Raw genomic sequence first — 24,668 nt, forward strand, 5'->3', positions numbered from 1 at the left:
ATATCGTAACATAATAACTATTTATGCAATTAAAACAACAAAAAACATGCATTACTACACTCAGCTGATAATTATAGGAACTGTACTCACTTGAGCACTAAATTTTTTTAATGATGGATATATACAATAAAAAAGTAAAAAAAGAAATCATACAGATAATACTGTATGATCTCTATTTCCACTCCATCAACCCTATTTGACAAAGAGCCAATAAATAACCGACTCCAAGAAAAATGGGGTCGGTTATTTTTATGAAAACACATGGCACGAATTAAGAAGTTGGCTGCTTTTGCTCTTGTGCTTCTAAAAACTCCATTAAATGACTATGCTTTAACTCTAATGAAATACGCTCAATATCATCTTTTTTGAAGGATAATAAGCCTTTAAAACAAAAATCATAATAGTCAAAAGCAGACACCGCAATTGTATCAATCGACATAAAATTAATTTGGCAAACATAGAACTCATCTTCATTCTTCAAAAAGAGTGTTGCGATTAATGTTTGATCTTGTAAGAATTTAAACAGATCATTAAAAGAAGTAATGGTAGATAAGCGATTAAAGAATCCCTGGTATTTGTCACAATCAATCTTATTTTGATCAATCAAAAATTGATAAAATTCTAAATAAGGCGTATCAGTCACAATCGATAAATCATTTGACTTACGGAAAAAATCAATCGATGAAATTTGTGCCTCTTCATTAAATAATAAAGCTACCCAAAAATCATTTTGATCAAGTGCTAATTTGGCCACATTGAAATTATCATAATTGTAAAAATAAACTTCTGCTAGTTCATTCTTTGGCAAGTTATTCACCTCGTTTCTATTAAAAAATTATCTAAAAATTCAGCTTAACTTATCGGTTATTAGTAAGGTAATCAGCCGTATAACTACTTATCTCGAACAGACTGGTTATGGCTATATTGTAGCGATTTTTGTGGGGAATAACAATCAGATAGAAGAATGAATAAGTGGGAGGAAAAGGGAAGGGGATGTCATAAATTATAGAAATAAAAAATCCGCAACGGGAATACCTACTGCGGGAAGTAAAGTTATAAAGAGTTTAATCGTTCAGTTTCGCAATCATCAATAATGTATGAACCATCATTGAGTTCATTTAAACGATTGATAATGATTGTAATATATTCTAACATAATTTCCTTGTCAGCTTTTTCTTGTTGTTCATTAAACCAACAAGCTTGCTCATGTGAATTGCATTCGTAATAATGAGCGAACATTTGATTGCACAATCTATTGTACTTAATTAAAATCGGATCATTATCAATAAAGTCAATTTCTGTGTCAGGTCCAAGAGTTGCCGGATCAGTAAACCAAATAGGGCCATCTAAAATCTCTAATTGTATTTTGATAATTTTTTTACCATCAGGCGTATAAGGCATGCCGTTCGCATCGTAAGTTAAGTTGTCAGTGTTCATCGTAGTAGCCTCCTTATATATGTATTGTATGGCTATTTATGATAAAATACAAATTAAGAATTTGAATTATTTTAGTAAAGTAGTATAATCTAGTTGTAGAGTAGTAGTTCAAATGAGTTTTGAATGATAGTCCAAGTTTTATCGTCATGTAGTTTTGGATATCATTTTTTAGTCACCGCATTTTTGTGGTGGTTACTTTTATATTGCCACTAACATTTCCTTTTATTGCTGGTTTTCTCCTACCTGCTTCCCGCCACCCGCACACCATCCCACACTATCTTTTTTTCATACTTCCTTTATTTATGGTATAATATCCCTAACTAAAAAAGGAGCGATTTATTACATGACACCAGAAGAATTTTACCAATTATTAGAAGAAAAGCACGAAATTGTCTTATCTGACGTACAAAAGAAACAATTTGAAGATTACCACCGTTTGTTAGTTGAATGGAACGAGAAAATGAACTTAACAGCGATTACTGAACGTGATGAAGTCTACTTAAAACATTTCTACGATTCAATCACTTTAGGTTTTTACCACGACCTAACAACTAAAAAAACTTTATGCGATGTAGGGGCGGGGGCAGGTTTCCCGTCAATTCCACTGAAAATTGTCTTCCCTGAATTAGACGTTACCATTGTTGATTCATTAAACAAACGTATTACTTTCTTAAATACTTTAATTCAAGAATTAGGTTTAGAGAATGTGCGTGCGTATCATGATCGTGCGGAAACTTTCGGTCAAAATAAGGAATTCCGTGAATCATATGATATCGTGACGGCTCGTGCGGTTGCGAAGTTAAGTGTGTTAAGTGAGTTCTGTTTACCATTAGTGAAGAAAACAGGTTACTTTATGGCATTGAAAGCAGCACACACTCCAGAAGAAACGGTCGAAGCTAAAAAAGCGATTGCTACTCTTGGTGGTAAATTAGAAGAGGACTTTGCTTTTGAATTACCTGAAAATGGTGGTACTCGTCATATTTTACAAATTCATAAATTAAAAGAAACTCCGAAAAAATATCCTCGTAAACCAGGTACGCCACTTAAAAAACCTTTATAAGGCGGTGAACTTTCGATGGATAATAAGTTTAAGGATTCAGTTTGGGAATTATTGTCGAAGTCACCATATCGTGTTAAGGCGATTCGTCCACGGATTATTTTGCAAAATGTGAAGCAAAAGGGGATTAAGCATTATCCAACTTTTAATCCGAATAAGGCATCTGATTTGGAAGTGTTTGTCCATGTTTCTGAACGTGGGGCAGGTGTATTGGGTCATGTGGATATTTGTTATCAGGGGACAGTGTATTCATATGGGAATTACGATGCGACTACTGAAAGACGTTGGGGTGTTCTTGGCGAGGGGGTCTTGATGAAAGTTTCACGTGAAACGTATATTGATTTTTGTCATAATTATATGAAGAAGACGTTATTTGTTTATGGTTTTGATTTGTCGCCGGAGCAACACAAGGCTTTGCGAAAGACTTTAGCTGAAAATGATCAAACCTTAGTTCCGTGGCATCCTGATGATACGTATCCGCTTGGTCATCAATTAGATCCGTTTTCGATTGTGATGCACCAGGATACGGATGTTGAGATGTTTAAGTTTACTGATCCTCGCTATCAAGCGTATCATGCCTTTAAGAAGAATTGTGTCTTTTGGGTGAATGATGTCTTGGTGTCGATTGGTTTGGATATGCGTAATGGCAAGACGTATATGTTGCCAGGACAGTATCAATGGGCGATGGATGATGAATATAATCGTGGGAGTAATCTTGTTACCAAAAAAACTATCTATCAACCAAAGATTTAACTATTAAAATCTCATTATTTCGTGTATAATAGCAATGAATATTAATGGATGCAGTCAAAGTGCGATCCGCCTACTTTTAAAAGGGGTGGAGTGTGCACTTTTTTTGTATGTAAATTTAAAAATAATAATGAAAAGAAAGAAGTGAATATAGTGGAAACAGAATTCGATACGATTGCCGCGATTTCGACAGCACCAGGCGAAGGGGCGATTGGGATTGTACGTTTGAGTGGTCCGGATGCATTGAAGATTGCCGATCAAGTTTACAAATTAGGTAAGAAGAAATTATCAACGCAAGATACGCATACGATTCATTATGGTCATATTGTTGATCCGAAAACTGATGCGCAATTAGATGAGGTTATGGTGAGTGTGATGCGCGCGCCTAAAACTTTTACGAGAGAAGATGTTGTGGAGATTAATTGTCATGGTGGGATTTTAGCGGTTAACCGTGTGTTGCAATTAGTTTTACGTACGGGTGCTCGTTTGGCTGAGCCGGGTGAATTTACCAAGCGTGCTTTTTTAAATGGGCGTATTGATTTATCGCAAGCCGAAGCGGTGATGGATTTAATTCGTGCTAAGACAGATCGTTCAATGAATATGGCGATGAAGCAATTAGACGGAGATTTATCGAATTTGATCCGCAGCTTACGTCAGGAAATTTTGAATACTTTAGCGCAAGTTGAGGTGAATATCGATTATCCTGAATATGATGATGTTGAAGAGATGACTTTAGCTTTATTAGAAGAGAAGACAAAATACGTTTCACAACAGATTCAACAATTATTATCAACAGCTCAACAAGGTAAAATCTTACGTGAAGGTTTGCAGACGGCGATTGTTGGTCGTCCAAATGTTGGTAAATCTAGCTTACTAAATGTCTTATTACGTGAAGAAAAAGCGATTGTTACCGATATTGCTGGGACAACTCGTGATACGATTGAAGAATATGTTAATGTGCGTGGCGTGCCGCTGAAATTAATTGATACTGCCGGAATTCGTGATACGGATGATACTGTTGAGCGAATTGGGGTTGAGCGTAGTCGTCAAGCGATTCAAGATGCGGATTTTGTCTTATTATTATTAAATCAAAGTGAAGCTTTAACGGATGGCGACCGTGAATTAATCGAGTTAACCAAAGATTTCAAACGTGTCGTTATTTTAAATAAATGTGACCTTGAAACAAAGCTAGATATGGATGAATTAGCTTCATTAGTTCCAACAGAAGAAATCATTAAAACATCAATGTTAGAAAAATCAGGTATCGATCAATTAGAACAAACGATTGCTGATTATTTCTTCCAAGGGCAAATGGGTGATCGTGATGCAACTTACTTATCGAATACTCGTCATATTGCTTTATTAGAAAAAGCAGACCAGGCTTTACAAGAAGTCTTAATGGGGATCGAATCAGGTATGCCAGTTGATTTAATCCAAATCGACTTCACACGTGCTTGGGATTTACTAGGTGAAATTACTGGTGACAGCGTGCAAGATGAATTATTAACGCAATTATTCAGTCAATTCTGTCTAGGTAAATAGGAGGCGCAAACTTTGGCGAAATTAGCAACGATTTGTTATATCGACAATGGAGAAGAATTACTAATGCTGCATCGCAATAAAAAGCCTAATGATGTTCATGAAGGTAAATGGATTAGCGTTGGCGGTAAGTTGGAAGCTGGTGAGACACCGGAAGAATGTGCAGTTCGTGAGATTTTTGAGGAGACTGGTCTACACGCTCACGAATTACGAATGCGTGGGATGATTACTTTTCCTGAATTCACGCCGGATAATGATTGGTATACTTATGTCTTTCACGTTACCAAATTTTCGGGGGAGTTGATTGATTGCCCGGAAGGAACTTTAGCGTGGGTGCCATATCAAAAAGTAATGGATTTGCCGACTTGGGAAGGTGACTTAATCTTTTTGGAGTGGATCTTAACGGATAAGCCATTCTTCTCGGCGAAGTTTATCTATCAAGATATGGAGCTACTGGATCATTCGGTGGTGTTCTATTAAATGGCGGATGCACTTTAGATTGTAATTGCGCTAAACATTAGGAAATGAGCTTCAAACTAAATTGGAGTTTCAAACCAAATTAGCGCTTCAAAACGGAAATCACATTCCAAACCAAATTAGTGCTCCAAAACGGAAATCGCAATTCAAACAAGATTAGCGCTTCAAAACAGGAGACGCACTCCAAACTGAATTAGCGCTCCGAACCAAATTTAATTAACAAAACTACTATTATATAGAAGAAAAAATAATTTAACAGATAAAAGGGGAAAAAATATGCAAACATATAATGCAGGAGAATATGATGTAATTGTTGTTGGTGCCGGTCATGCGGGTAGTGAGGCCGCTCTAGCAAGTGCTCGTATGGGTGCTAAGACATTATTATTAACATTGAACTTAGATATGGTGGCGTTCATGCCATGTAATCCATCAGTTGGTGGACCAGCAAAAGGTGTTGTTGTCCGTGAGATTGATGCTTTAGGTGGCGAAATGGGTCGTAATATCGACAAGACTTATATCCAAATGCGTATGCTGAATACTGGTAAAGGTCCAGCTGTTCGTGCTTTACGTGCGCAAGCTGACAAACAAGCCTATGCACAAGAAATGAAGAAAACTATCGAACGCCAAGAAAACTTAGATTTACGTCAAGGAATCGTTGAGGAATTAGTCGTTGAAGATGGTGTATGTCGTGGTGTTATTACAAATTCAGGTGCTAAATATAGTGCCAAAGCCGTTGTCCTAACAGCCGGAACTTCATCACGTGGTAAAATCATTATCGGTGAATTAAAATATTCATCAGGTCCAAACAATTCACAACCATCCATTAAACTATCAGAAAACTTAATCGATTTAGGTTTTGAATTAGCTCGTTTTAAAACAGGTACTCCGCCACGCATCTTAGGATCAACAATCGATTACTCAAAAACAGAAATCCAACCAGGGGATGAAATGGCTAATTTATTCAGCTTTATGTCTAATTTAGAAGATTACCGTCAAAACCAAATTCCATGTTGGTTAACTTACTCAAATGAATTAACCCATGAAGTGATTCGTGCTAATTTACACCGTGCACCAATGTTTACCGGTATTGTTGAAGGGGTCGGTGCAAGATACTGTCCATCAATTGAAGATAAAGTGGTTCGTTTCAGCGACAAACCTCGTCACCAAATCTTCTTAGAACCAGAAGGCGAATATACTGATGAAGTCTATATCCAAGGACTATCAACATCATTACCAGAAGAGGTACAAATTCAAATGATTCGCAGCGTCGAAGGACTAGAAAATGCAGAAATGATGCGTACCGGTTATGCTATCGAGTATGATGTTGTTGTGCCGCACCAATTAAAAGCAACTTTCGAAACAAAAATAATTGAAAACTTATTTACTGCAGGACAAATGAATGGTACTTCAGGATATGAAGAAGCAGCCGGACAAGGATTATATGCCGGAATCAATGCCGTACGCAAAATCCGTGGTGAAGAACCTTTCATTTTGGGTCGTAGTGATGCTTATATCGGTGTTTTAGTAGATGACTTAGTAACAAAAGGAACAACTGAACCATACCGTCTATTAACATCTCGTGCAGAATACCGTCTATTATTACGCCATGACAATGCGGATTTACGTTTAACAGAAAAAGGTCATGAATTAGGCTTAGTAGATGAAGACCGTTACCAACGCTACTTATCGAAAAAAGAACGAGTTGCTAAAGAAATCGAACGCATGTCTTCATTACGCTTCAAACCAACCGAAGAAGTCCAAGCATTCCTAGCATCTAAAAACTCTGCTCCATTAAAGGATGGTATTTTATTTATTGACTTATTAAAACGACCAGAATTGCGCTATAGTGACTTAGTAGAATTTTTCCCACCAGCAGAAGCATTAGATAGAGAGATTATCGAACAAGTTGAAATCTCAATCAAATATGCCGGTTATATCTCAAAAGCGCAAGATAAAGTGGATAAACAAAAACGCATGGAAGCAAAACGCATCCCAGAAAATATTGACTACGATGCGATTAATGGCTTGGCAACAGAAGCTCGTCAACGCTTGAAATTAATTCAACCACAAACAATTGCTCAAGCGAGTCGAGTTAGTGGTGTAAACCCTGCTGATATCTCAATCTTAATGGTCTATATCGAACAAGGTAAAATCGCTAAAGTACAACCAAGCGAAAAAGCATAAAGTATAATCATATGAAACAGAAATGAAAAGTGATTACTGAGTTGGTAGTCGCTTTTCATTTTTTCTTATACTGAAAAATACCAAATTATTTTCAAATGGTATCATTTATTGAAAATTAGTTAACTAATCGAATATAAATATAAAGCTTGCTAATTTAATCAGAAATATGATGAAAATAAGCTAGACCAACACTGTGAAATATCCATAAAAAAACAGATGCTATAAGCAGATGACTTTACTTATTCTTAAGAATATTTTAAAGTCATCTTATATAAGGTAAAAAAATAGCAACAAAAAGGAGAAAATATGGATTATTCATTAGTAACGCGTTTATTCGCAGAAGTAATTGCAACAGCTTTATTAATTATTATTGGTAATGGTGCTGTCGCAAATGTCGAGTTGGATGGAACAAAGGCAGGAAAAGGGAACTGGAATTTGATTGCAATGGGGTATGGTTTTGCAGTAATGATGCCGGCGATGATTTTTGGTGGCATTAGTGGTAATCATATCAACCCAGCTTTCACAATCGGATTAGCTGCAAGTGGTATGTTTCCGTGGGGTGAAGTTATTCCTTATATTTTAGCACAATTTACTGGCGCTATTTTAGGTCAATTAGTTGTATATATCACACATAAGCCTTATTATGAAAAGACAGCAAATGCTGGTAATATTTTCGGTACTTTTTCAACAACGAATGCTGCTAATTCTGTTCAAAATGGATTTATCAATGAATTTTTTGGTTCATTTGTATTATTTTTTGGAGCGTTAGGAATTACACAGTCTCCGTTATTTACATCTAATCCTGGTGCAGCTCACTTAGCTTTAGGATTATTAGTAATGGCTTTAGTAGCTTCATTAGGCGGACCAACTGGACCAGGCTTAAACCCAGCTAGAGATTTAGGGCCACGTTTATTATATACAGTTCTACCAATCAAAAATAAAGTAGATCCAAACTGGAAATATGGATTTGTAGCAGCTGGCTTAGCACCAATTATTGCAGGGATTATGGCAGTGGGAGCTTATTCAAACTTATTTATGTAATAACCATTATTAGAGAGTAGCTATTGAGCTGCTCTTTTTTTGTGTCCAAAAATTAGCGGGAAACAAATGAGTACAAAATATGCTAAAAAGTATAAAAATCATATACACTAGACATAAATTAGAAATAATTTTAATATATTTTAGTTTAAAGCGAATAAGTAAAGAAGCAAAAATGAAAAAATAAGCATAAGAAAGAAACGTTAGAAAAAATAAACTAAGTTAAATATTGAAATTATACAATAAAAATCCCTTGTTAATAAGTAGAAATAAAAAACAAAAAAGAAGACACTTTAAAAAATGTCTATAATGTGTCGCTTCGTAAAAAATACATTATGATAATCATGGTAAAAAATCATTAAAAACAATTAAAAAAAGTAATAAAATGGCAAAAAAACAGTGGATAAATTATTTTTGAAACATTTCAGTAAAGTTTTTGTAAAAAAATATTAAGAAAATGACCAAAATGTGTTGAAAATAAATTTAATTTAAGTATAATAGAAAGTGAGGTAAGTATTACATCCTATTTTTATAGGAAGTATGCAATTCAAAAAATAAAAAAGCAATTATATTAATTGCAAGAAAAGGAGAAATAAAAATGAAGAAATTTACAAAATTTTTATCAGTGTTTATGACAGCAATTATGACACTAGGCATGATATTACCAAACATGGCATTTGCCGCGGCAACAAAAACTAATACGGTATGGGTTCACAAAGTATTAATGCAAGATCAAAAGGCATTAGATCAATGGACAACTCCAGAAGGTTATGATGCAACACAAGATTTTGAAGGATTACAAGGCTTAGCTACAGGAACAACTTTAGAAGAATTAGCAGGTGTTTACTTTGCAGTTCAAAATGCAGATGGACAATTTATCGATGCAAATGGTAATGCTTTAGGTGCAACTTTAGAAGAAGCTGAAGCAAAAGGAACTGTTTTAGGTGGTTTAACAACTGCTAATGGTCTTGAGTTAAATACAACTAACTTACCACAAGATGTACCTACTGAATATAAAATTGTTGAAAATTTAAAAAAATCAACATATGTAGGTCCTAACGGTGAAACTTTAACAAGTTCTCACGTTAACACAGCACCAATCAAATTAACGTTACCTTTAGTAAATGATAAAGGTGTTCAAGAAACTATTCACTTATATCCAAAAAATACTAAAGATATTCCTAAAATTGATAAGAACTTCGCTGAAGATGAAGATTTAACTAATATTTTTGGAAGAGCAGAAGATATTGTTAACCCTGGTAAAGGTGCTCAATATCCTAACTATGATAAAGCAAAAGGGACAATCTCACGTAATATTGGTGATGTTGTAAAATATGATGTTTTAACATATATCCCTTATAACGCTAAATATGAAGTATTAAAATGGCAAGATACAATGACAGCTGGTTTAACATATAACCAAGATGTTGTTATTACTTCTAAAGATGGAAGTATTAAATTTACAAAAGATACTGATTATACATTAGAAGAAGTGACTGATCGTGGATTTAAAGTAGTCTTTACACAAACTGGTTTAGAAAAAGTTAAAGCAGAAGCTGCTAAAGAAGCTGCTAAAACAAACGGATTTGAAATTCGTTTTAAATATTCTGCAACAGTAAACGAAGATGCTATTGTTGATAAAGCAGACGAAAATGATATCAAATTTGAATATGGTAACAACCCTGATGTAACTAAAGAATTAAACCCAACTGAACCAAAAGTAATCACTTACGGTAAAAAATTCGTAAAAACTGATAGTGCTGGAACAGATACAGATCACCGTTTAGATGGTGCTGAATTCGCAGTTAAAAATGAAGCTGGAGAATACTTAACATTTGATGGCAAAAAATATGGTACAACTACAAATGTAGATGAAGCTTACAAATTAACTTCTGCAAACGGTGGTTTGTTCGAAATCAAAGGTTTAGAAAAAGGAACTTACTATTTAGAAGAAACAGTTGCACCTGAAGGATTTGCTAAATTAACAGGAACTATTGAATTTGAAGTAGGACCAGATACTTATACAACAGTTGCAGTTGATATTGACTGGAACTTAGAAGATGCAGATGAAACACCTGATGCTTTACGTGTTATCAACAAAAAAATCTCAATCCCACAAACAGGTGGTATTGGTACTGCAATCTTCGTTATCGCAGGTATCGCTTTAATGGGCGGCGCTTTCGTAGCAATGAAAAGACAAGAAGCGTAATCAATTTACCATTCTTAATTGAAGATTCACTAAAGACTCTAGCTTAGCTAGGGTCTTTTTTACGCTTTGATAGATGAATATCCCCACCAAAAAAACCATGGATGATGAACTTCTCATTTTCCATGGTTTTTTTGGTCTATTCATTATTAGTCATTTAAGTATTCTTCGATGAGTTCATTTAGTGAAGTTGTAAGTGTTGTGTTTTTTTGTAAGTTTCTGACGACTTGTTTGATGGCTTTATTTTGTAGGGCGCCGCTGCGGAAGTCGAGTTGGAATTCGAGTGTTTCGCTGGCGATGGGGGAGATGGTTGGGTCGTCTTTTTTGATCCACCATGCTAGCCAATTGATTAGTTCGAGTTCGTCAATATTTTCGGTTAGTGCTTCGAATAATTCTTGGGCATCACTGCTCGTTGTTAAGGCGCCTAATTGTTGGCGAATGTAATCTTTGGATGCGTGGCGATAATAGTCGTAGTCGCCGATGAACATTTCCGTTGGGTGGAGTTGTTCGAGTAAGTCTTGGAAGTTGTCGGCAAGCACTAACCACTGATCGGTTTCTTGGTCGATATAACGGATTTGTGGTTCGCATGGTTCGACTAATCTTCCAGCCTTGTCTACTTGGCAATTGGCATAATCGAAGGCGAAGTAACGTTGGTCTTCATAATAGAAGATGAGGAAATATTCTGGTAAGCCTGTTTTTTCAGGGTGGAACTTTTCGTCTAAAATGGTGCTTTCGTCATTTTTCTGCCAGCCGTATATTCCGTGGAGTAAGACATAATCTAGTCCGTCACGGGTTGGTTCGATGGTGTTGATTTCTGTTTTTTCTAAGTAGCCAGCGCCATGTGTTTGTAAGAAGTCGCGGTAGCTTTTTGGTAGGTGCTTGATTTTATACTTGGTGTGAATAAGTGTTTCTGGGTCGATTGTTAATTGTGTGGTTCCTTTATATAATGAGTCTTGTATCACGATTTTCCTCCAATCTCCATCTTTAGTATGATGGACTATCTAATGTATTCAGTATATAATAAAAGTGTATAAATATGAATGGCTAAAGATAGCTAAAGGGGAGAAGAAAAATGACAAAATGGATTATTTTAGCACTTATCGTCATGATTGTCGTATGGGGAATTGCTGCCTATAATGACTTAATTCGTTTGAAAAACTGGGTGAAGGAAGCTTGGTCACAAATCGATGTGCAATTGCAACGTCGTAATGACTTAATTCCAAACTTAGTCGAAACGGTAAAAGGCTATGCTAAACACGAACAAGACACATTAACAAAAGTCATCGAAATGCGTAACAAATTAACTGACATGAGCGGAACAGCTACTCCAGAAGAAACAATGGAAGTATCAAATCAATTATCAGGCGCATTAAAAACAATCTTTGCTTTATCAGAATCATATCCAGACTTAAAAGCAAATACCAACTTCTTAAATTTACAAGAAGAATTAACCAACACGGAAAACAAAATTGCCTATTCTCGTCAATTGTTCAATTCAACAGTTGCCAAATACAATATTAAAGTGCAAACAATTCCAACGAATCTAGTTGCCAAAATGGCTGGCTTCCAAGAAGAAAAATTATTGGAAACACCTGAAGCGGCTCGTGAAGTTCCAAGTGTTAAATTTTAAAAATAGTAAATCTAATTGGGATTTGGCGGTACGATTTAGTGCTACTAGATTCCTGTTAGATTTCTTTATTTTATAGACTAAAAAAGAAGGTGGATGGTAGATGTTATATCAACAAATTAGTGCCAATAAACGTAAGACTGTCGTAGTTGTGGCGGTCTATTTACTTTTATTCTTAGTGATTGGTGCGGCTTTAGGTGAGTATTCGTATAATAATGCGGTATCAGGTATGGTGATTGCTGTGGTGGCGGGTGTCATGTATACGGTGATGATGTTGGCGAATGGTACCAATGTGGTGATGAGGTTGAATCATGCGACAGAGATTACTAGTAAAGACCAATTCCCGATGTTGTGGAATATTGTGGAGGATATGTCGATGGTGGCGCAAGTTCCGATGCCACGTGTCTTTGTGATTAAAGATCCTTCTCCAAATGCTTTTGCGACAGGGAATTCACCCGAGAAGGCTGCGGTTGCGGTGACGACTGGTTTATTAGAGCGTTTGAATCGTGAAGAATTAGAAGGTGTTATTGCCCATGAGTTCGGTCATATTCGTAATTATGATGTGAGACTGCAGACAGTTGCGATTGCGATGGGGGCGGTGATTGCATTTCTAGTGCAATTCTCAACTCGTATGATGTGGTTTGGTGGTGGGCGTCGTCGCTCGAATGATGATAATGAGGGTAGTGTGATGGATATTATCTTAATGGTCTTAGCTTTGTTTGCGATTATTTTAGGACCTTTGATGTCGACCATGATGCAGATGGCTTTATCTCGTAATCGTGAGTATTTAGCAGATGCGACGGCGGTAGAGTTCACCCGTAATCCGCATGGTTTGATTTCGGCTTTGGAGAAGATTTCAGGTGCGCCTGCGATGAAGAATGCTGACCCGCAAAGTGCTGCTTTATATATTGCCAATCCCTTTAAGAAAAATGAAGACGAGCGTGATTCTTTATTTGCGACTCATCCCTCAACGGTAAATCGTATTAAACGCTTAGAAGCTATGTAGGATAGATTAGAAGTTACTTAATTCCTAGTGGCTTCTTTTTTTATCATAATATGTAGTAGATGGAAGCTTTGGTAAAGAAATATATAATTTATTTTATTTTATATTACAAACTAGTAAAAAAGTTGTAAAATTGTAACAGTAATAACATCAAACAAATGTATAAAAAATAATGAAATGCGAGTATAATGGTACGTAATGAGGATAATTACGATAAAAATAAGAGAAAGGAGGGATACCATGAAAAAAAGTATGTATATTCATTATGATAGCGTTAGCAACCACATTTTAAGTAGTAGTATCCCTTTTTCTGTCCGAACTGTTCCGCCAATCTTAATTCCGAAGAATATTTTATTATTGAAGGGCAAGTCACCTTTAGCAAAGTATGATGATTACACTGGTTTTTCTTATATTACAGGTGAGGAAAATATTCGTCAGTTTTTAGATTATGTGATGAAGGAAGAGTTAGCGGTGGATTGGATTGATTTTGAATCGATTGATTTCCTACATCAGTTATCGGCTCAAGAAGTTTCAGAGCTATTATATGTATCGCATGCTAATAAGCATTTGCATTCACCATTCTTTTATAAATTACAAAATAATTATATTTATTTAAGTATGGAGGATGATTTTACTAAGGTGTATTATCGTGATGTGCATTATTTTTATACATTATTAGCGCATGCTTTAGAAGAAGCCATGCAACGGGTGGTAGATAATTCAAAGCCACGTTTCTTTTTTAGAAGTCGTCGTGAAAAGGTGGAAAGATTACCTTTAACGGATTTGGAGAATTTATCATTAGTGGTGCGTGAGGGGATATTGGTGGCACTTGATCAAGCTAATAAAATTGGAACAACTTATCAGCTTCCGATTTTATTATCTGAGGATCAATTCTACAATACCAATCATTTGCAACAGATGGATTGTCAGGTAGGTTTTGTGAGCTATGATACAGCAACAAAGGAATGGCAAATTATGGTTGATGAAGAGCGTAAAGATGAATTATTACGTTACTAGTAGTAATGAAGTTGATTGTTACCTTGATAGCAAGTGTCTCGTTTGGTATACTAGTAAAGATAAAAGACTATAAAGACTAGTTGGAGGAACCAATTTATGAAAATTGTCGTGGTTTATGGAGGGAAAAGTGCAGAACATGATATTTCTATTCTGACTGCTTTTTCAATTATTAAAGAGATTTATTTTGAATATTATGATGTACAACCTGTATTTATTACAAAAGAGGGTACTTGGTTGAAGGGTGAACCTTTGACAGGGCCAGTAGCTTTTGCGGATGCTTTGAAGTTAGAAGAAGCGCCAGAAGCTCATTTTGCGACTAAAGAAGGCGAACAATCAACAGGGGTTATGATTAATCCATGTTCGATTAAGGATGAAGATACAGTTGTCTTCCCAATTCTTCATGGACCAAATGGAGAAGATGGTACGATTCAAGGGATGTTTGAAATCTTGGATATGCCATATGTTGGCTGTGGTGTATTAGCGAGTGCTGCGGGGATGGATAAGATTGCGAGTAAGCAGTTATTCCAACAAGTAGGTTTACCGCAAGTGCCATATGTACCATTTATTAAGACTGAATGGAATGAAGATCCTGAAGCAATCTATAACCGTATTGAAGGAACATTATTATATCCAGTATTTGTGAAGCCTGCCAATATGGGTTCAAGTGTTGGTATTTCTAAAGCGGATAATCGTGACGAGTTAATGGCTGCGATTGAAGAAGCACTGAAGTATGACCGCCGCATTGTGGTTGAACAAGGAATTGATGCACGTGAGATTGAGTGTGGTGTTCTTGGCAATGATGATGTTAATACATCAGTTGTCGGTGAAGTTGTGAAGGAAGTTGGTTTCTATGATTACAACGAAAAATATGTCAACAATACGGTAACATTACAAATTCCAGCTGAGATTCCTGAAGAAGTGTCTCATAAGGTACGTGAATATGCGGCGACTGCTTTCAAAGCGATTGATGGTGCTGGCTTAACGCGTTGTGATTTCTTCTTAACAGAATCAAATGAAATCTATATCAATGAAGTCAACACAATGCCTGGATTTACAGAATTTAGTATGTATCCATTATTATGGGCAGAAACAGGAATTAACTACAAAAACTTAGTAGAAGAATTAATTCAATTAGCACTAAAACGCTATAACGAAAAACACGAAAGATAAACAAGTAGGCAAAGAAGATGAACGACCGTCTTGTTTGCCTTTTCTTATACACTAAAAAGATAGGGGAATCTATTATGACAATTGGAACTATTGCAGAAGTGGTAAAGGCGGTAAAAGCGATTGACTATCAATCAGCGCATCGTTTTGAAGAAGTAACTTCAGTGGCATTTGATGCTAGACGTATTCAACCGGGAGGATTATTCGTACCATTAGTCGGTCAAACGGATGGCCACAATTATATTAATCAAGCCATCGAGAATGGGGCTATCGCTACTTTATGGGCTAAAAAAGAAGCTGCTCCGGAAGGTATTTGCACGATTTGGGTAGATGATCCATTACAGGCGATGCAAGATTTAGCTAAGTGGTATTTAGAAAAAGTAAATCCATTAGTCGTCGGTGTGACAGGAAGTTCAGGTAAGACAACTACTAAAGATATGACTGCTGCTGTGTTGGGCGCAAAATATAAAGTCCACAAAACACAGGGGAATTATAATAATGAGATTGGTTTGCCACAAACAATTTTAGAAATGCCAAAAGATACTGAAGCAGTCGTCTTAGAAATGGGTATGAGCGAATTCGGTGAGATTGAATTTTTAAGTAGATTAGCCCACCCTGAAATTGCCGTAATTACCATGATTGGCGAATCACATATGGAAAACTTAGGTAGTCGACAAGGGATTGCTAAAGCTAAAATGGAAATCTTAGCTGGCATGAATGGTGAAGGGATGTTAATTTATCCAATTAATGAGCCTTTATTACATAATGAATTATCAGGTGGCGTTGAAGGTGTGCGTACGGTAACATTTGGAACGGATGGGGAGGCAGATCTAACTTGTGTGGATGTGATGACATTTGCTGATCACTCAACTTTCAATCTAGCGCAATTCCCAGAAGTATCTTGTCAGATTCCAGTCTTAGGAACGTATAATATTCAAAATGCTTTAGCTGCCTTACAAGTCGGGTTAGCAGCGGGAGTTGATGTAGCTAGTGCGGTTGAAGCTTTGGCGAACTTCTCATTAACAGCCAATCGTAGCCAATGGGTAGAAGGCATTAAGGGTTGTCGCATTTTAAATGATTCCTATAATGCAAGTCCAGCTGCCATGAAAGCCGTTCTAACGTCATTCAAAGATGTTCCGAGTGGCGCAGGTCGTCGTATGGCAGTTCTAGGTGATATGTTGGAATTAGGTGTCGACTCAAAAGCAATGCACGCTGGAGTATCAGTTGCCTTATCAAGTGAGGATTTCTCGGATGTGTATTTGTACGGTGAAGAGATGTCAGCCTTGAAAGATGCCTTAGCAGGAGAGTTCGCCCCAGAACAGATCCACTACTACCAAGATGATATGGCGCAATTAATTAAAGACTTAGAAGAACAAGTAGCCCCAGAAGATATCCTAGTTGTGAAATCAAGTAATGGTACAGGATTATTAAAAGTTGTGGCGGCCTTAACAGCGGAATAAAAAGCGAAATAAAAACGAAAAAACGTCAGGAACATCCAGTTGGAACAAGTAACTGGCTGGCGAATGATGAATAGCTAGCAGGAAGTAGTAGCTAGCGAAAAGAATAACGAAAAAACTAAACGTCATATATGGTGAGGAATCAATGATAATTATCATCAAAATAAATCAGTAACTATGACTAAAAATGATGAAATTTAAACGATAAAAAAGCATCCGTACACAAAGCGGGTGTTTTTTTATACACATTTTATAAAAAATATCAATTAAGTGAACGCTTTAGTCATATCTATAGATAGTAGTATCGGAAAAATTATAATTTCTTTGCAAAAATGTAACAATTTATGTATCATTAATGTGAGATGTATTTATATGAAAGGAGAAAAATATGAGAAAAAAGATTAATAAAGCAGGAAACGGATTGATGTTAATGATGTTAACCTGCAATGCAGTTGTACCTAGTGCGTCGTTAGTGTATGCCGAAGCAGTACAACCAATGAATATTCAATTATCGTTAAATAGTTTAGCACCAAAAATTTATGCGGGTGAGAGTGCTGTTTATCAGATGGACTTTAAAGTATCTGGAGCGATGGAAGAGGTAAATGAACAACTAAACACTGCCAAAAAGCGTGAAATAGTTATTCAATTACCAGAAGATACAACATTTTATTCAATGCCAAGTGATGAAGCTTATCTTAAAACATTAGCAATTGCAAGTTTGGATAAAGATGGCCAAAAGGTTGAAATAGTTCCAACTTATGATGCAGATAACCATCAATTAATATATGCATTTTCTAGCTTACGTGCCGGAACAAGTGCAAGATTATTTCTAAAATTAGATACTAAAAACGGGGTTACACCCAATAATACCGAAATGGCTTTATCAGCTAAGTTTGCAGCGGGCGAAGAAGAACTAGCATCGACTGAAGCAAAGACAAAGATTAAAGCACAACTACCAATTGCTGCTACGAAATCTTTTGATGGAGTTTTAGATGAAGATGGTAAGATTAAAGAAGGTGTTATTGCTGCGAAATCTGGCGATAATGTTCAGTGGTCTGTTCGCGTGGAAGTGCCAACAACAGAAGTAGGGATGTCATTAATTAAAGATGGCGAGCCTGTAATAGTTGAAGATATTTTAAATGATAATTTAAGTTATGTAAGTGCACAAGGAGAAGATATGACAGTCAACCCAAATGGCCAAACTGTAAGCTTCTCATTTCCAACTAAAACTCGTGATGAACAACTAAAATTATTAGCTGAGGGCAAATCATTATTTGTTCGTGAATTTACACTAATCACAAAAGTAAAAGAAGGTATTACGGAATATACTGAGATTCCTAATATGGTAACGGCAACTGTTACGGCTAAAGAAGATACACAAAAAACCACAGAGTCTAATAAACCAGCAGTGGTTGTTTCTTCTGAAGGAAGAGATTCATCACAAGTTAATGGATCGATATTATATCCGATATTTTATGGACCAAAAGATGGTAATGGTGGTTATAATTTTGATTGGAACCATTTAGATGCTAATCCAACAGTAATAGATACAGCTCAATTATCTTTTTATAATCAATATCACCCAATGCCTGGAACAAATGAGCCTAACCAAAATGATTCAGATGAACATATTACAGATAAAAATGGGGACGATTTTGATTGGAAAAATAATGTCTTGACTATTTTAGAAAAAGGTTATCAAGAAATTAATATGAATTATACACTTGATGAAAAGTTAACATTTGATAGTGTGCAGATTAATAAGCCTGTTTTAGAGTATTGTAACGATCCAGCAGAAGTCTATCCAAACGATTATGAGATGAATATTATTGTTGAACTAGATAATGGTACTAAGAAAACAATAAAAGTAAATTTTGATGAATTAGCAGAAGATAGAAGACCTACCTACCAAACTGTTTACTATAATCGTGAAAAATTAGGGTTAAGTGAAAATGAAAAGGTATCAAAATATACTATTTCTCTAAAACCGCTCAATGGTCAAATGATAGATGGGCGTACATCAGTGTTAGTGCAACCAAGATATGGTATTGTACCTGGCTCTAAAGGGCAAGCAACTGCAACAGTATCATATGATGTTGTATTATATGATGGTCAAAAAATTACTCGTACAGAAGGTGGTCGTGGTTCAGCTGCAACTATCGGCTCTCGTCATGTAACAATTGTTCAGGAAGAAAAATCTAAACCAACAATTATATCAGATGTTAATTTTACTGAAAAAGATGGTAGTTTAGTAAAAGTCGGCGATAATCGTGTTAACTTTATGGTGAAAAATCTGGCTGCTTCTGCTTCAGTTGTAAAAGGACCAGTTATTGGGAATATCTTATTACCTAAAGGGGTACACATTAAGAAAGATGATGCAAAAGAGGAATATTATTTTTATAATCGCTCAGGTCAAATTTTAAAACAAGAAGCGAAGTATACAGTGGTTGATAATTACAATAATACTGGACGACAATTAGTTCAAGTTCAATGGGATAGAGATCGTGTTAATCCAACAGAGGTATTAACTTTTGAATTTGGTGTGGAAGTTACGAAAGATGCTTCATATCACTTGGATTTAGTGGGATATGTTTTAGCGGAAAGTGAACAGATTACTGTACCAACAGATGAAGGTTTCCAACATATCGCAGTAGAAAAAGATAAGGAAGATATGGATAAAGATACGATAACAGATGAAGATCGAGTAAAATTAAAACGTACTTATGTATTAATGAGTAAAAAAGACTTACAAACGATTAAATTAGTAAAAGGTGATTTAGATACAGATTACAGCTACTTAGGAAAAGCTAGTTTAGGTGGCGAAATTGATTATCGTATCACAATGACCAATACAACAAAAGAGAATATTACTAAATTAGGTTTTATTGATATTTTACCATCAGTTGATGACAAGACTGTTTTAGATAATGTCGCTCGTGGTAGTAAATTTACGCCGACATTAACTGGAGCTATTACAGTACCAGAAAAATGGGCGGATAAAGTTGAAATTTTCTACAGTACAGAAACAAATCCAAGTCGTGAAACAGTTTTAACTAAAGTAGACTATCCAACAGAAGTAGAGGAAATTACTAACCCAACAGATGCAGCTGATCCGGCGTGGCAAACAGCCGCACAAGTTGGTGAGGATTGGTCAAGTATCCATAGCTTCAAAATTGAATTAAAACCAGGAACAGTGATGATTCCAGGACAAGATATTACATTGAATTTCAAAATGCAAGCACCTACAGAATTATCTAATGAATTATTAGATGTAAATACAGAAGGTAAAGAACGTGCAGCGTGGAATTCATTTGCAATGACAACAAATGGCTTATTACCAATTGAACCGCAACGTGTCGGAGTATATGTTGAAGCATCTAGTAGTGTAACAGCTGAATACTATATCGAAGGAACCAATACAAAATTACCATTACCAGACGGAGCAACAGAAAAAGTTGTGACGGACGATTTAATAGGTAAAGCCTATTCAGATCAAGCTGTTCCTAAGAGATTAACAGATGCAGATGGTAAAACATATGTATTGGTTGAAGTAGAAGGTGAACCAACATTAAAAGATGGTTCAGCAGCAACAACTGGTACAGTTGCCAAAGAAGAACAAGTTATTAAATACCAATACAAAGAGGTAAAAGGTAATGTAATCGTTCATTATGTAAATGAAAAAGGTGAAAAAATTAAAGTTGACGTAACAGATACACCAACAACATCAACAGGAACACCGTATGATACAACCGACAACAAACCAACAACCATCACAACTGAAGAGGGTAAAACTTACAAGTTAGTACCAGATAAAACAAAAGGTGAAGAAGCAGGTAAAGTTGTTGAAGGCACAACCGAAGTAACATATGTTTACGAAGAAGTAAAAGGTGATGTAATCGTTCATTATGAAGATGAAGAAGGCAATGTAATCAAACCGCAAGTTGAGGACACAGCAGAAACATCAACAGGAACACCGTACGATACAACCGACAACAAGCCAGAAACAATTACAACTGAAGATGGAAAAACTTACGAATTAGTACCAGAAAAAACAACTGGTAACGAACAAGGCAAAGTTGTTGAAGGCACAACTGAAGTAACATATGTTTATAAATTAGTAGTCGGTAGTGTAACAGCTGAATACTATATCGAAGGAACAGATACAAAATTACCAGGGGAAAATGGTGAAACAATTAAAGTTGTAAAACCAGAAGGAACACCAACTGGTGAAGCATATTCAGATCAAGCGCCAACTAAATTAACAGATGCAGATGGTAAAACATATGTATTGGTTGAAGTAGAAGGTGAACCAACACTGAAAGATGGTTCAGCAGCAACAACTGGTACAGTTGCCAAAGAAGAACAAGTTATTAAATACCAATATAAAGAGGTAAAAGGTGATGTAATCGTTCATTATGTAGATGAAAAAGGCGACACAATTAAAGTTGACGTAACAGATACAGAACTAACATCAACAGGAACAGACTATGATACAACCGACAACAAACCAACAACCATCACAACTGAAGATGGTAAAACTTACGAATTAGTACCAGATAAAACAACTGGTAACGAAACAGGAAAAGTTGTTGAAGGCACAACCGAAGTAACATATGTTTACAAAGAAGTGAAAGGTGATGTAGTCGTTCACTATGTAGATGAAGAAGGCAACACAATTAAAGTTGACGTAACAGATACAGAACTATCATCAACAGGAACAGATTACGATACAACCAACAACAAACCAACAACCATCACAACTGACGATGGAAAAACTTACGAATTAGTACCAGATAAAACAACTGGTAACGAAACAGGAAAAGTTGTTGAAGGCACAACCGAAGTAACGTATGTTTACAAAGAAGTAAAAGAACCATTAGTATCACAAGATAAACCAAAAGGATATTTACCAAAAATGAGTGCACAATCGCTATTAAGTTATTTTGTAGCAGCAAGTATTTTTGTAACATCAGGTTTAGTAGCATTATTTAAAGGTAAAAAATAAAAGTTTATAACAAAAGAGAGTACGTTTCCTATCAAAGGGAGGCGGCTCTCTTTTTGTTTATGATGCATTTGGCTGTGATGATAGTGTTTTTTGAGAGGGTCTAGCCAGTGGTGTTGGGAGTTCTTTTTGGCAGATAGTGAGGGGGAGGGGGTGATAATTCCTGATGAAAAAATATTGTGAACTAGCTATTTGTCGAGTAGGCTAGTCATATGTGGATTTTTGCTCATGCATTTTCCCAATAAAAAAGAGCCCCGAATGGTGATTGGGGACTCTTGATGGTGGCAAAGTAATTATTTTTCGAAGTAGGCTTTACCGTCAATGTAAGTAGCCATTAATTCGAAGTCATCATCTAATACGATGAAGTCAGCTGCGTAACCTTCTTTGATGCGACCACACACATCATCGATTTCAACTGATTGAGCGGCAACTAAACTAGCCATATTGATTGCTTCTAGTGGAGTTGCAATGCCCCATTTGATAACGTTTTGTACGCCTTGGATCAATTCTAAAATACTTCCAGCAAGGCTACCGTTATGTGCTAGACGAGCTGCACCATCTTTTACGATAACATCATATTCGCCTAATGTTGATTGGCATTCACCCATACCACCTGCACGCATACAGTCTGTGATAAGACAAGTTTTATCGCGTCCGTGGCAGTCCATAACGATTTGAGCTGATACTGGATGAACGTGATGGCCATCGCAAATTAATTCATCAAAAACATCTTTAATATTAAGAGCTGCACCAACAACACCTGGTTCACGGTGATGTAGACCGCGCATACCATTATAAGTATGAACGATAGTGTTAGCGCCCGCTTCGATAGCGGCTTTACATTGGTCATATGTTGCGTTAGTGTGTCCTAAAGCAACGAAGACATCTCTTTTACGTGCTTCTTTAATGAAATCAACAGTTCCTAGACGTTCGGGTGCAATAGCGATTTTTTTGATCCAGCCATTTGCTTTTTCTTGCCAACCATCTAACACATCAATTTCAGGGTCGCCCATATATTTTGGATTTTGCGCTCCCTTATGTTCTTCACAGAAAAATGGTCCTTCTAAGAAAATACCACGAATTTTTGCGCCGGGAATTGTTTCGGCATTTTCTCCAACTGTTTGGCAAACTTCTCCTAATAAATCATATGGTGCTGTTAAAGTTGTTGGTAAATAAGTTGTGACACCGCAAGATGGTAGTCCATCTGAAATTACTTTTAAGCCTTCTAAATCATTATCCATTACATCGTGTCCTTTAAAGCCGTGGATATGAGTATCAACTAAACCAGGTGCAATGCTGTAGTTGTGGTAGTCGATTATTGTAGCGGTATCTTCTGGTAAGTCTTCTGACCATGTGCCAAAAGTCCCGTCTTCATTGATGGCTAAATAGCCAGTTGGTTTAACATCATCTTCATAGAAAAATTGTTTTGCGTAAATATAAGTTGTCATGGGAATCATTCTTTCTGTAAATATATTTAGGCTTTTTACTGAAAAAACCTATCAAAAAGTTATTGCCATCATTATGATTGTTCGCCGTGGATATAGTGACGTACTTTATAGACGAATTGGTCACTACGAGCGATGCTTAGTGTGAATTCGATGATACGATTTTCACTGTTATAAGTTGAACGCTTCAAACGTAAACACGCATCTCCTTCTGTAGCGTCTAAAATTTCTGCTTCATGTGGATTTAGAATGCTTGCGGAGAATGTTTCATCAGAGTAGCGAATAGTTTGATTGAAATCTTGTGAAAAGATATCATATAAAGGATGTTTTTTGACGTCTTCACCGGTTAAAGTCGGGAATAATTTATACGGTAGATAAGTTGTTTCAACCATCATTTTTTCGTTATCTGCAATTCGTAAACGTTCCATACGAATAATTTTTTCTTGTAGATTGATTTCTAATTGTTTGGCAACTAAGGTGTCGGCTGGTAATATTTCAAATTTGAGTAATTGTGTTTTAGGAACTTTGCCGATACTTTGCATTTGCTTGGTGAAGCTGTAATTATTTGCAAGGTCTTGGCGTTCTTTCCATAGATTTGACACAAATGTACCTTTACCTTGTCGCTTGTAGATATAGCCTAAGCCTTCTAATTCTTTTAGTGCCGTTCTAACAGTGGTACGACTGACATTATATCGTCTGCAAATCTCACGCTCGGAAAACATCTTCTGGTGAGTCTCGGCATGGTTCGTAATATAATCCATTAACTTGATGCTTAATTGCGAGTATAGCGGGGACTGATCAGAAATATTCATTATTTGGCTCCTTTCTTTATAAGATAAACTTGCGTGTTGGTAATGATTAGTAACACTAGTGATCAACTTGATGCTAGGAGACCAAGTGCTGTAGAGACCAATTTGGTGCTACTGGTAATTACCAGTTATTAGACAATTATATTTTAATGGGAATTAGGCATTAAGTCAATCGTTTTCAAGAATTTTTAATAGCGTTTAAAAGCTTGATTTGACGGTATTTTCTTTATGTATATCAAATGAGGAAAAAGCAGTTATTTCGTGAGAATTTTGCGATATTTTTTATTATTTAATGAATAGAATTTGTTTGTCTAAAAAATAATATAAAAAATGTTGTCTGAATCGGTAGAATTTAGTGGTAAGTGTCTAGTGTTTAGTTAGACGATAAAAAAATATTATGTTGTAAAGAACAAGATTAGAATATCTGTTCTTTGACAACATAATACTGAGAGT

18 protein-coding genes are annotated in these 24,668 nt (G+C 36.0%); 13 read left to right on the forward strand and 5 right to left on the reverse strand.

Translation table 11 applies throughout. The annotated features are described in order from the left end of the window. Positions 1–271 precede the first annotated feature (271 nt). Both BMX09_RS07380 and BMX09_RS07385 read right to left on the reverse strand, forming a co-directional pair. Complete coding sequence (locus BMX09_RS07380) at positions 272–808, reverse strand: hypothetical protein (RefSeq protein WP_089747290.1); 537 nt, start codon at positions 806–808, stop codon at positions 272–274. A gap of 245 nt (positions 809–1,053) precedes the next feature. Then, positions 1,054–1,437 carry a hypothetical protein gene (locus BMX09_RS07385; RefSeq protein WP_089747292.1) on the reverse strand — a complete coding sequence of 128 codons (384 nt, stop codon included), beginning with the start codon at positions 1,435–1,437 and terminating at the stop codon, positions 1,054–1,056. A gap of 343 nt (positions 1,438–1,780) precedes the next feature. Here BMX09_RS07385 and rsmG point away from each other — a divergent pair, with 343 nt between their 5' ends. The 7 genes from rsmG (at position 1,781) to BMX09_RS07420 (ending at position 10,691) form a co-directional block, all read left to right on the forward strand. Further along, complete coding sequence (gene rsmG, locus BMX09_RS07390; protein ID WP_089747293.1) at positions 1,781–2,497, forward strand: 16S rRNA (guanine(527)-N(7))-methyltransferase RsmG; 717 nt, start codon at positions 1,781–1,783, stop codon at positions 2,495–2,497. Positions 2,498–2,512: 15 nt separating this feature from the next. Next, complete coding sequence (locus tag BMX09_RS07395) at positions 2,513–3,247, forward strand: hypothetical protein (protein ID WP_089747297.1); 735 nt, start codon at positions 2,513–2,515, stop codon at positions 3,245–3,247. Positions 3,248–3,397: 150 nt separating this feature from the next. After that, a complete protein-coding gene (gene mnmE, locus BMX09_RS07400; protein WP_245711147.1) occupies positions 3,398–4,786 on the forward strand; it encodes a tRNA uridine-5-carboxymethylaminomethyl(34) synthesis GTPase MnmE in 1,389 nt (462 codons plus the stop codon). A gap of 12 nt (positions 4,787–4,798) precedes the next feature. Then, complete coding sequence (locus BMX09_RS07405) at positions 4,799–5,263, forward strand: NUDIX hydrolase (protein WP_089747302.1); 465 nt, start codon at positions 4,799–4,801, stop codon at positions 5,261–5,263. Between the two features lie 273 nt (positions 5,264–5,536). After that, on the forward strand, positions 5,537–7,444 hold the full coding sequence (gene mnmG, locus BMX09_RS07410) for a tRNA uridine-5-carboxymethylaminomethyl(34) synthesis enzyme MnmG (protein ID WP_089747304.1): 1,908 nt from the start codon (positions 5,537–5,539) through the stop codon (positions 7,442–7,444). Positions 7,445–7,750: 306 nt separating this feature from the next. Then, positions 7,751–8,485, forward strand: coding sequence for an MIP/aquaporin family protein (locus BMX09_RS07415; RefSeq protein ID WP_089747306.1), 735 nt, complete (start codon positions 7,751–7,753; stop codon positions 8,483–8,485). A gap of 595 nt (positions 8,486–9,080) precedes the next feature. Continuing rightward, positions 9,081–10,691: a SpaH/EbpB family LPXTG-anchored major pilin gene (locus BMX09_RS07420; protein ID WP_089747307.1), complete on the forward strand. Its 1,611-nt coding sequence runs from the start codon at positions 9,081–9,083 to the stop codon at positions 10,689–10,691. Between the two features lie 146 nt (positions 10,692–10,837). On the opposite strand, the gene BMX09_RS07425 is transcribed toward BMX09_RS07420, so the two are convergent. After that, positions 10,838–11,650, reverse strand: a complete 813-nt coding sequence (locus BMX09_RS07425) for an SMI1/KNR4 family protein (RefSeq protein ID WP_177159573.1) — start codon at positions 11,648–11,650, stop codon at positions 10,838–10,840. Between the two features lie 110 nt (positions 11,651–11,760). Between BMX09_RS07425 and BMX09_RS07430 the strand changes: the two genes are divergently transcribed. From BMX09_RS07430 to BMX09_RS07455, 6 genes are all read left to right on the forward strand, one after another. Beyond that, complete coding sequence (locus tag BMX09_RS07430) at positions 11,761–12,318, forward strand: LemA family protein (RefSeq protein WP_089747310.1); 558 nt, start codon at positions 11,761–11,763, stop codon at positions 12,316–12,318. 100 nt (positions 12,319–12,418) lie between these two features. After that, positions 12,419–13,321: a zinc metalloprotease HtpX gene (htpX, locus tag BMX09_RS07435; protein ID WP_089747311.1), complete on the forward strand. Its 903-nt coding sequence runs from the start codon at positions 12,419–12,421 to the stop codon at positions 13,319–13,321. A gap of 237 nt (positions 13,322–13,558) precedes the next feature. Continuing rightward, a complete protein-coding gene (locus BMX09_RS07440; protein ID WP_089747313.1) occupies positions 13,559–14,335 on the forward strand; it encodes a hypothetical protein in 777 nt (258 codons plus the stop codon). A gap of 96 nt (positions 14,336–14,431) precedes the next feature. Continuing rightward, entirely contained in the window at positions 14,432–15,505 is a 1,074-nt protein-coding gene (locus BMX09_RS07445; RefSeq protein WP_089747315.1) for a D-alanine--D-alanine ligase, read from the forward strand. 74 nt (positions 15,506–15,579) lie between these two features. Next, positions 15,580–16,962: a UDP-N-acetylmuramoyl-tripeptide--D-alanyl-D-alanine ligase gene (locus BMX09_RS07450; protein ID WP_089747317.1), complete on the forward strand. Its 1,383-nt coding sequence runs from the start codon at positions 15,580–15,582 to the stop codon at positions 16,960–16,962. Positions 16,963–17,347: 385 nt separating this feature from the next. Then, positions 17,348–21,964, forward strand: coding sequence for a MucBP domain-containing protein (locus BMX09_RS07455; protein ID WP_089747319.1), 4,617 nt, complete (start codon positions 17,348–17,350; stop codon positions 21,962–21,964). Between the two features lie 290 nt (positions 21,965–22,254). Here BMX09_RS07455 and nagA read toward each other — a convergent pair whose 3' ends face one another. After that, a complete protein-coding gene (gene nagA / locus BMX09_RS07460) occupies positions 22,255–23,409 on the reverse strand; it encodes an N-acetylglucosamine-6-phosphate deacetylase (RefSeq protein WP_089747321.1) in 1,155 nt (384 codons plus the stop codon). 71 nt (positions 23,410–23,480) lie between these two features. Then, on the reverse strand, positions 23,481–24,218 hold the full coding sequence (locus tag BMX09_RS07465; RefSeq protein WP_177159574.1) for a GntR family transcriptional regulator: 738 nt from the start codon (positions 24,216–24,218) through the stop codon (positions 23,481–23,483). Positions 24,219–24,668: the final 450 nt, after the last annotated feature.

Source organism: Granulicatella balaenopterae (genome assembly GCF_900111135.1).
GTDB classification, from domain to species: Bacteria; Bacillota; Bacilli; order Lactobacillales; family Aerococcaceae; genus Granulicatella; species Granulicatella balaenopterae.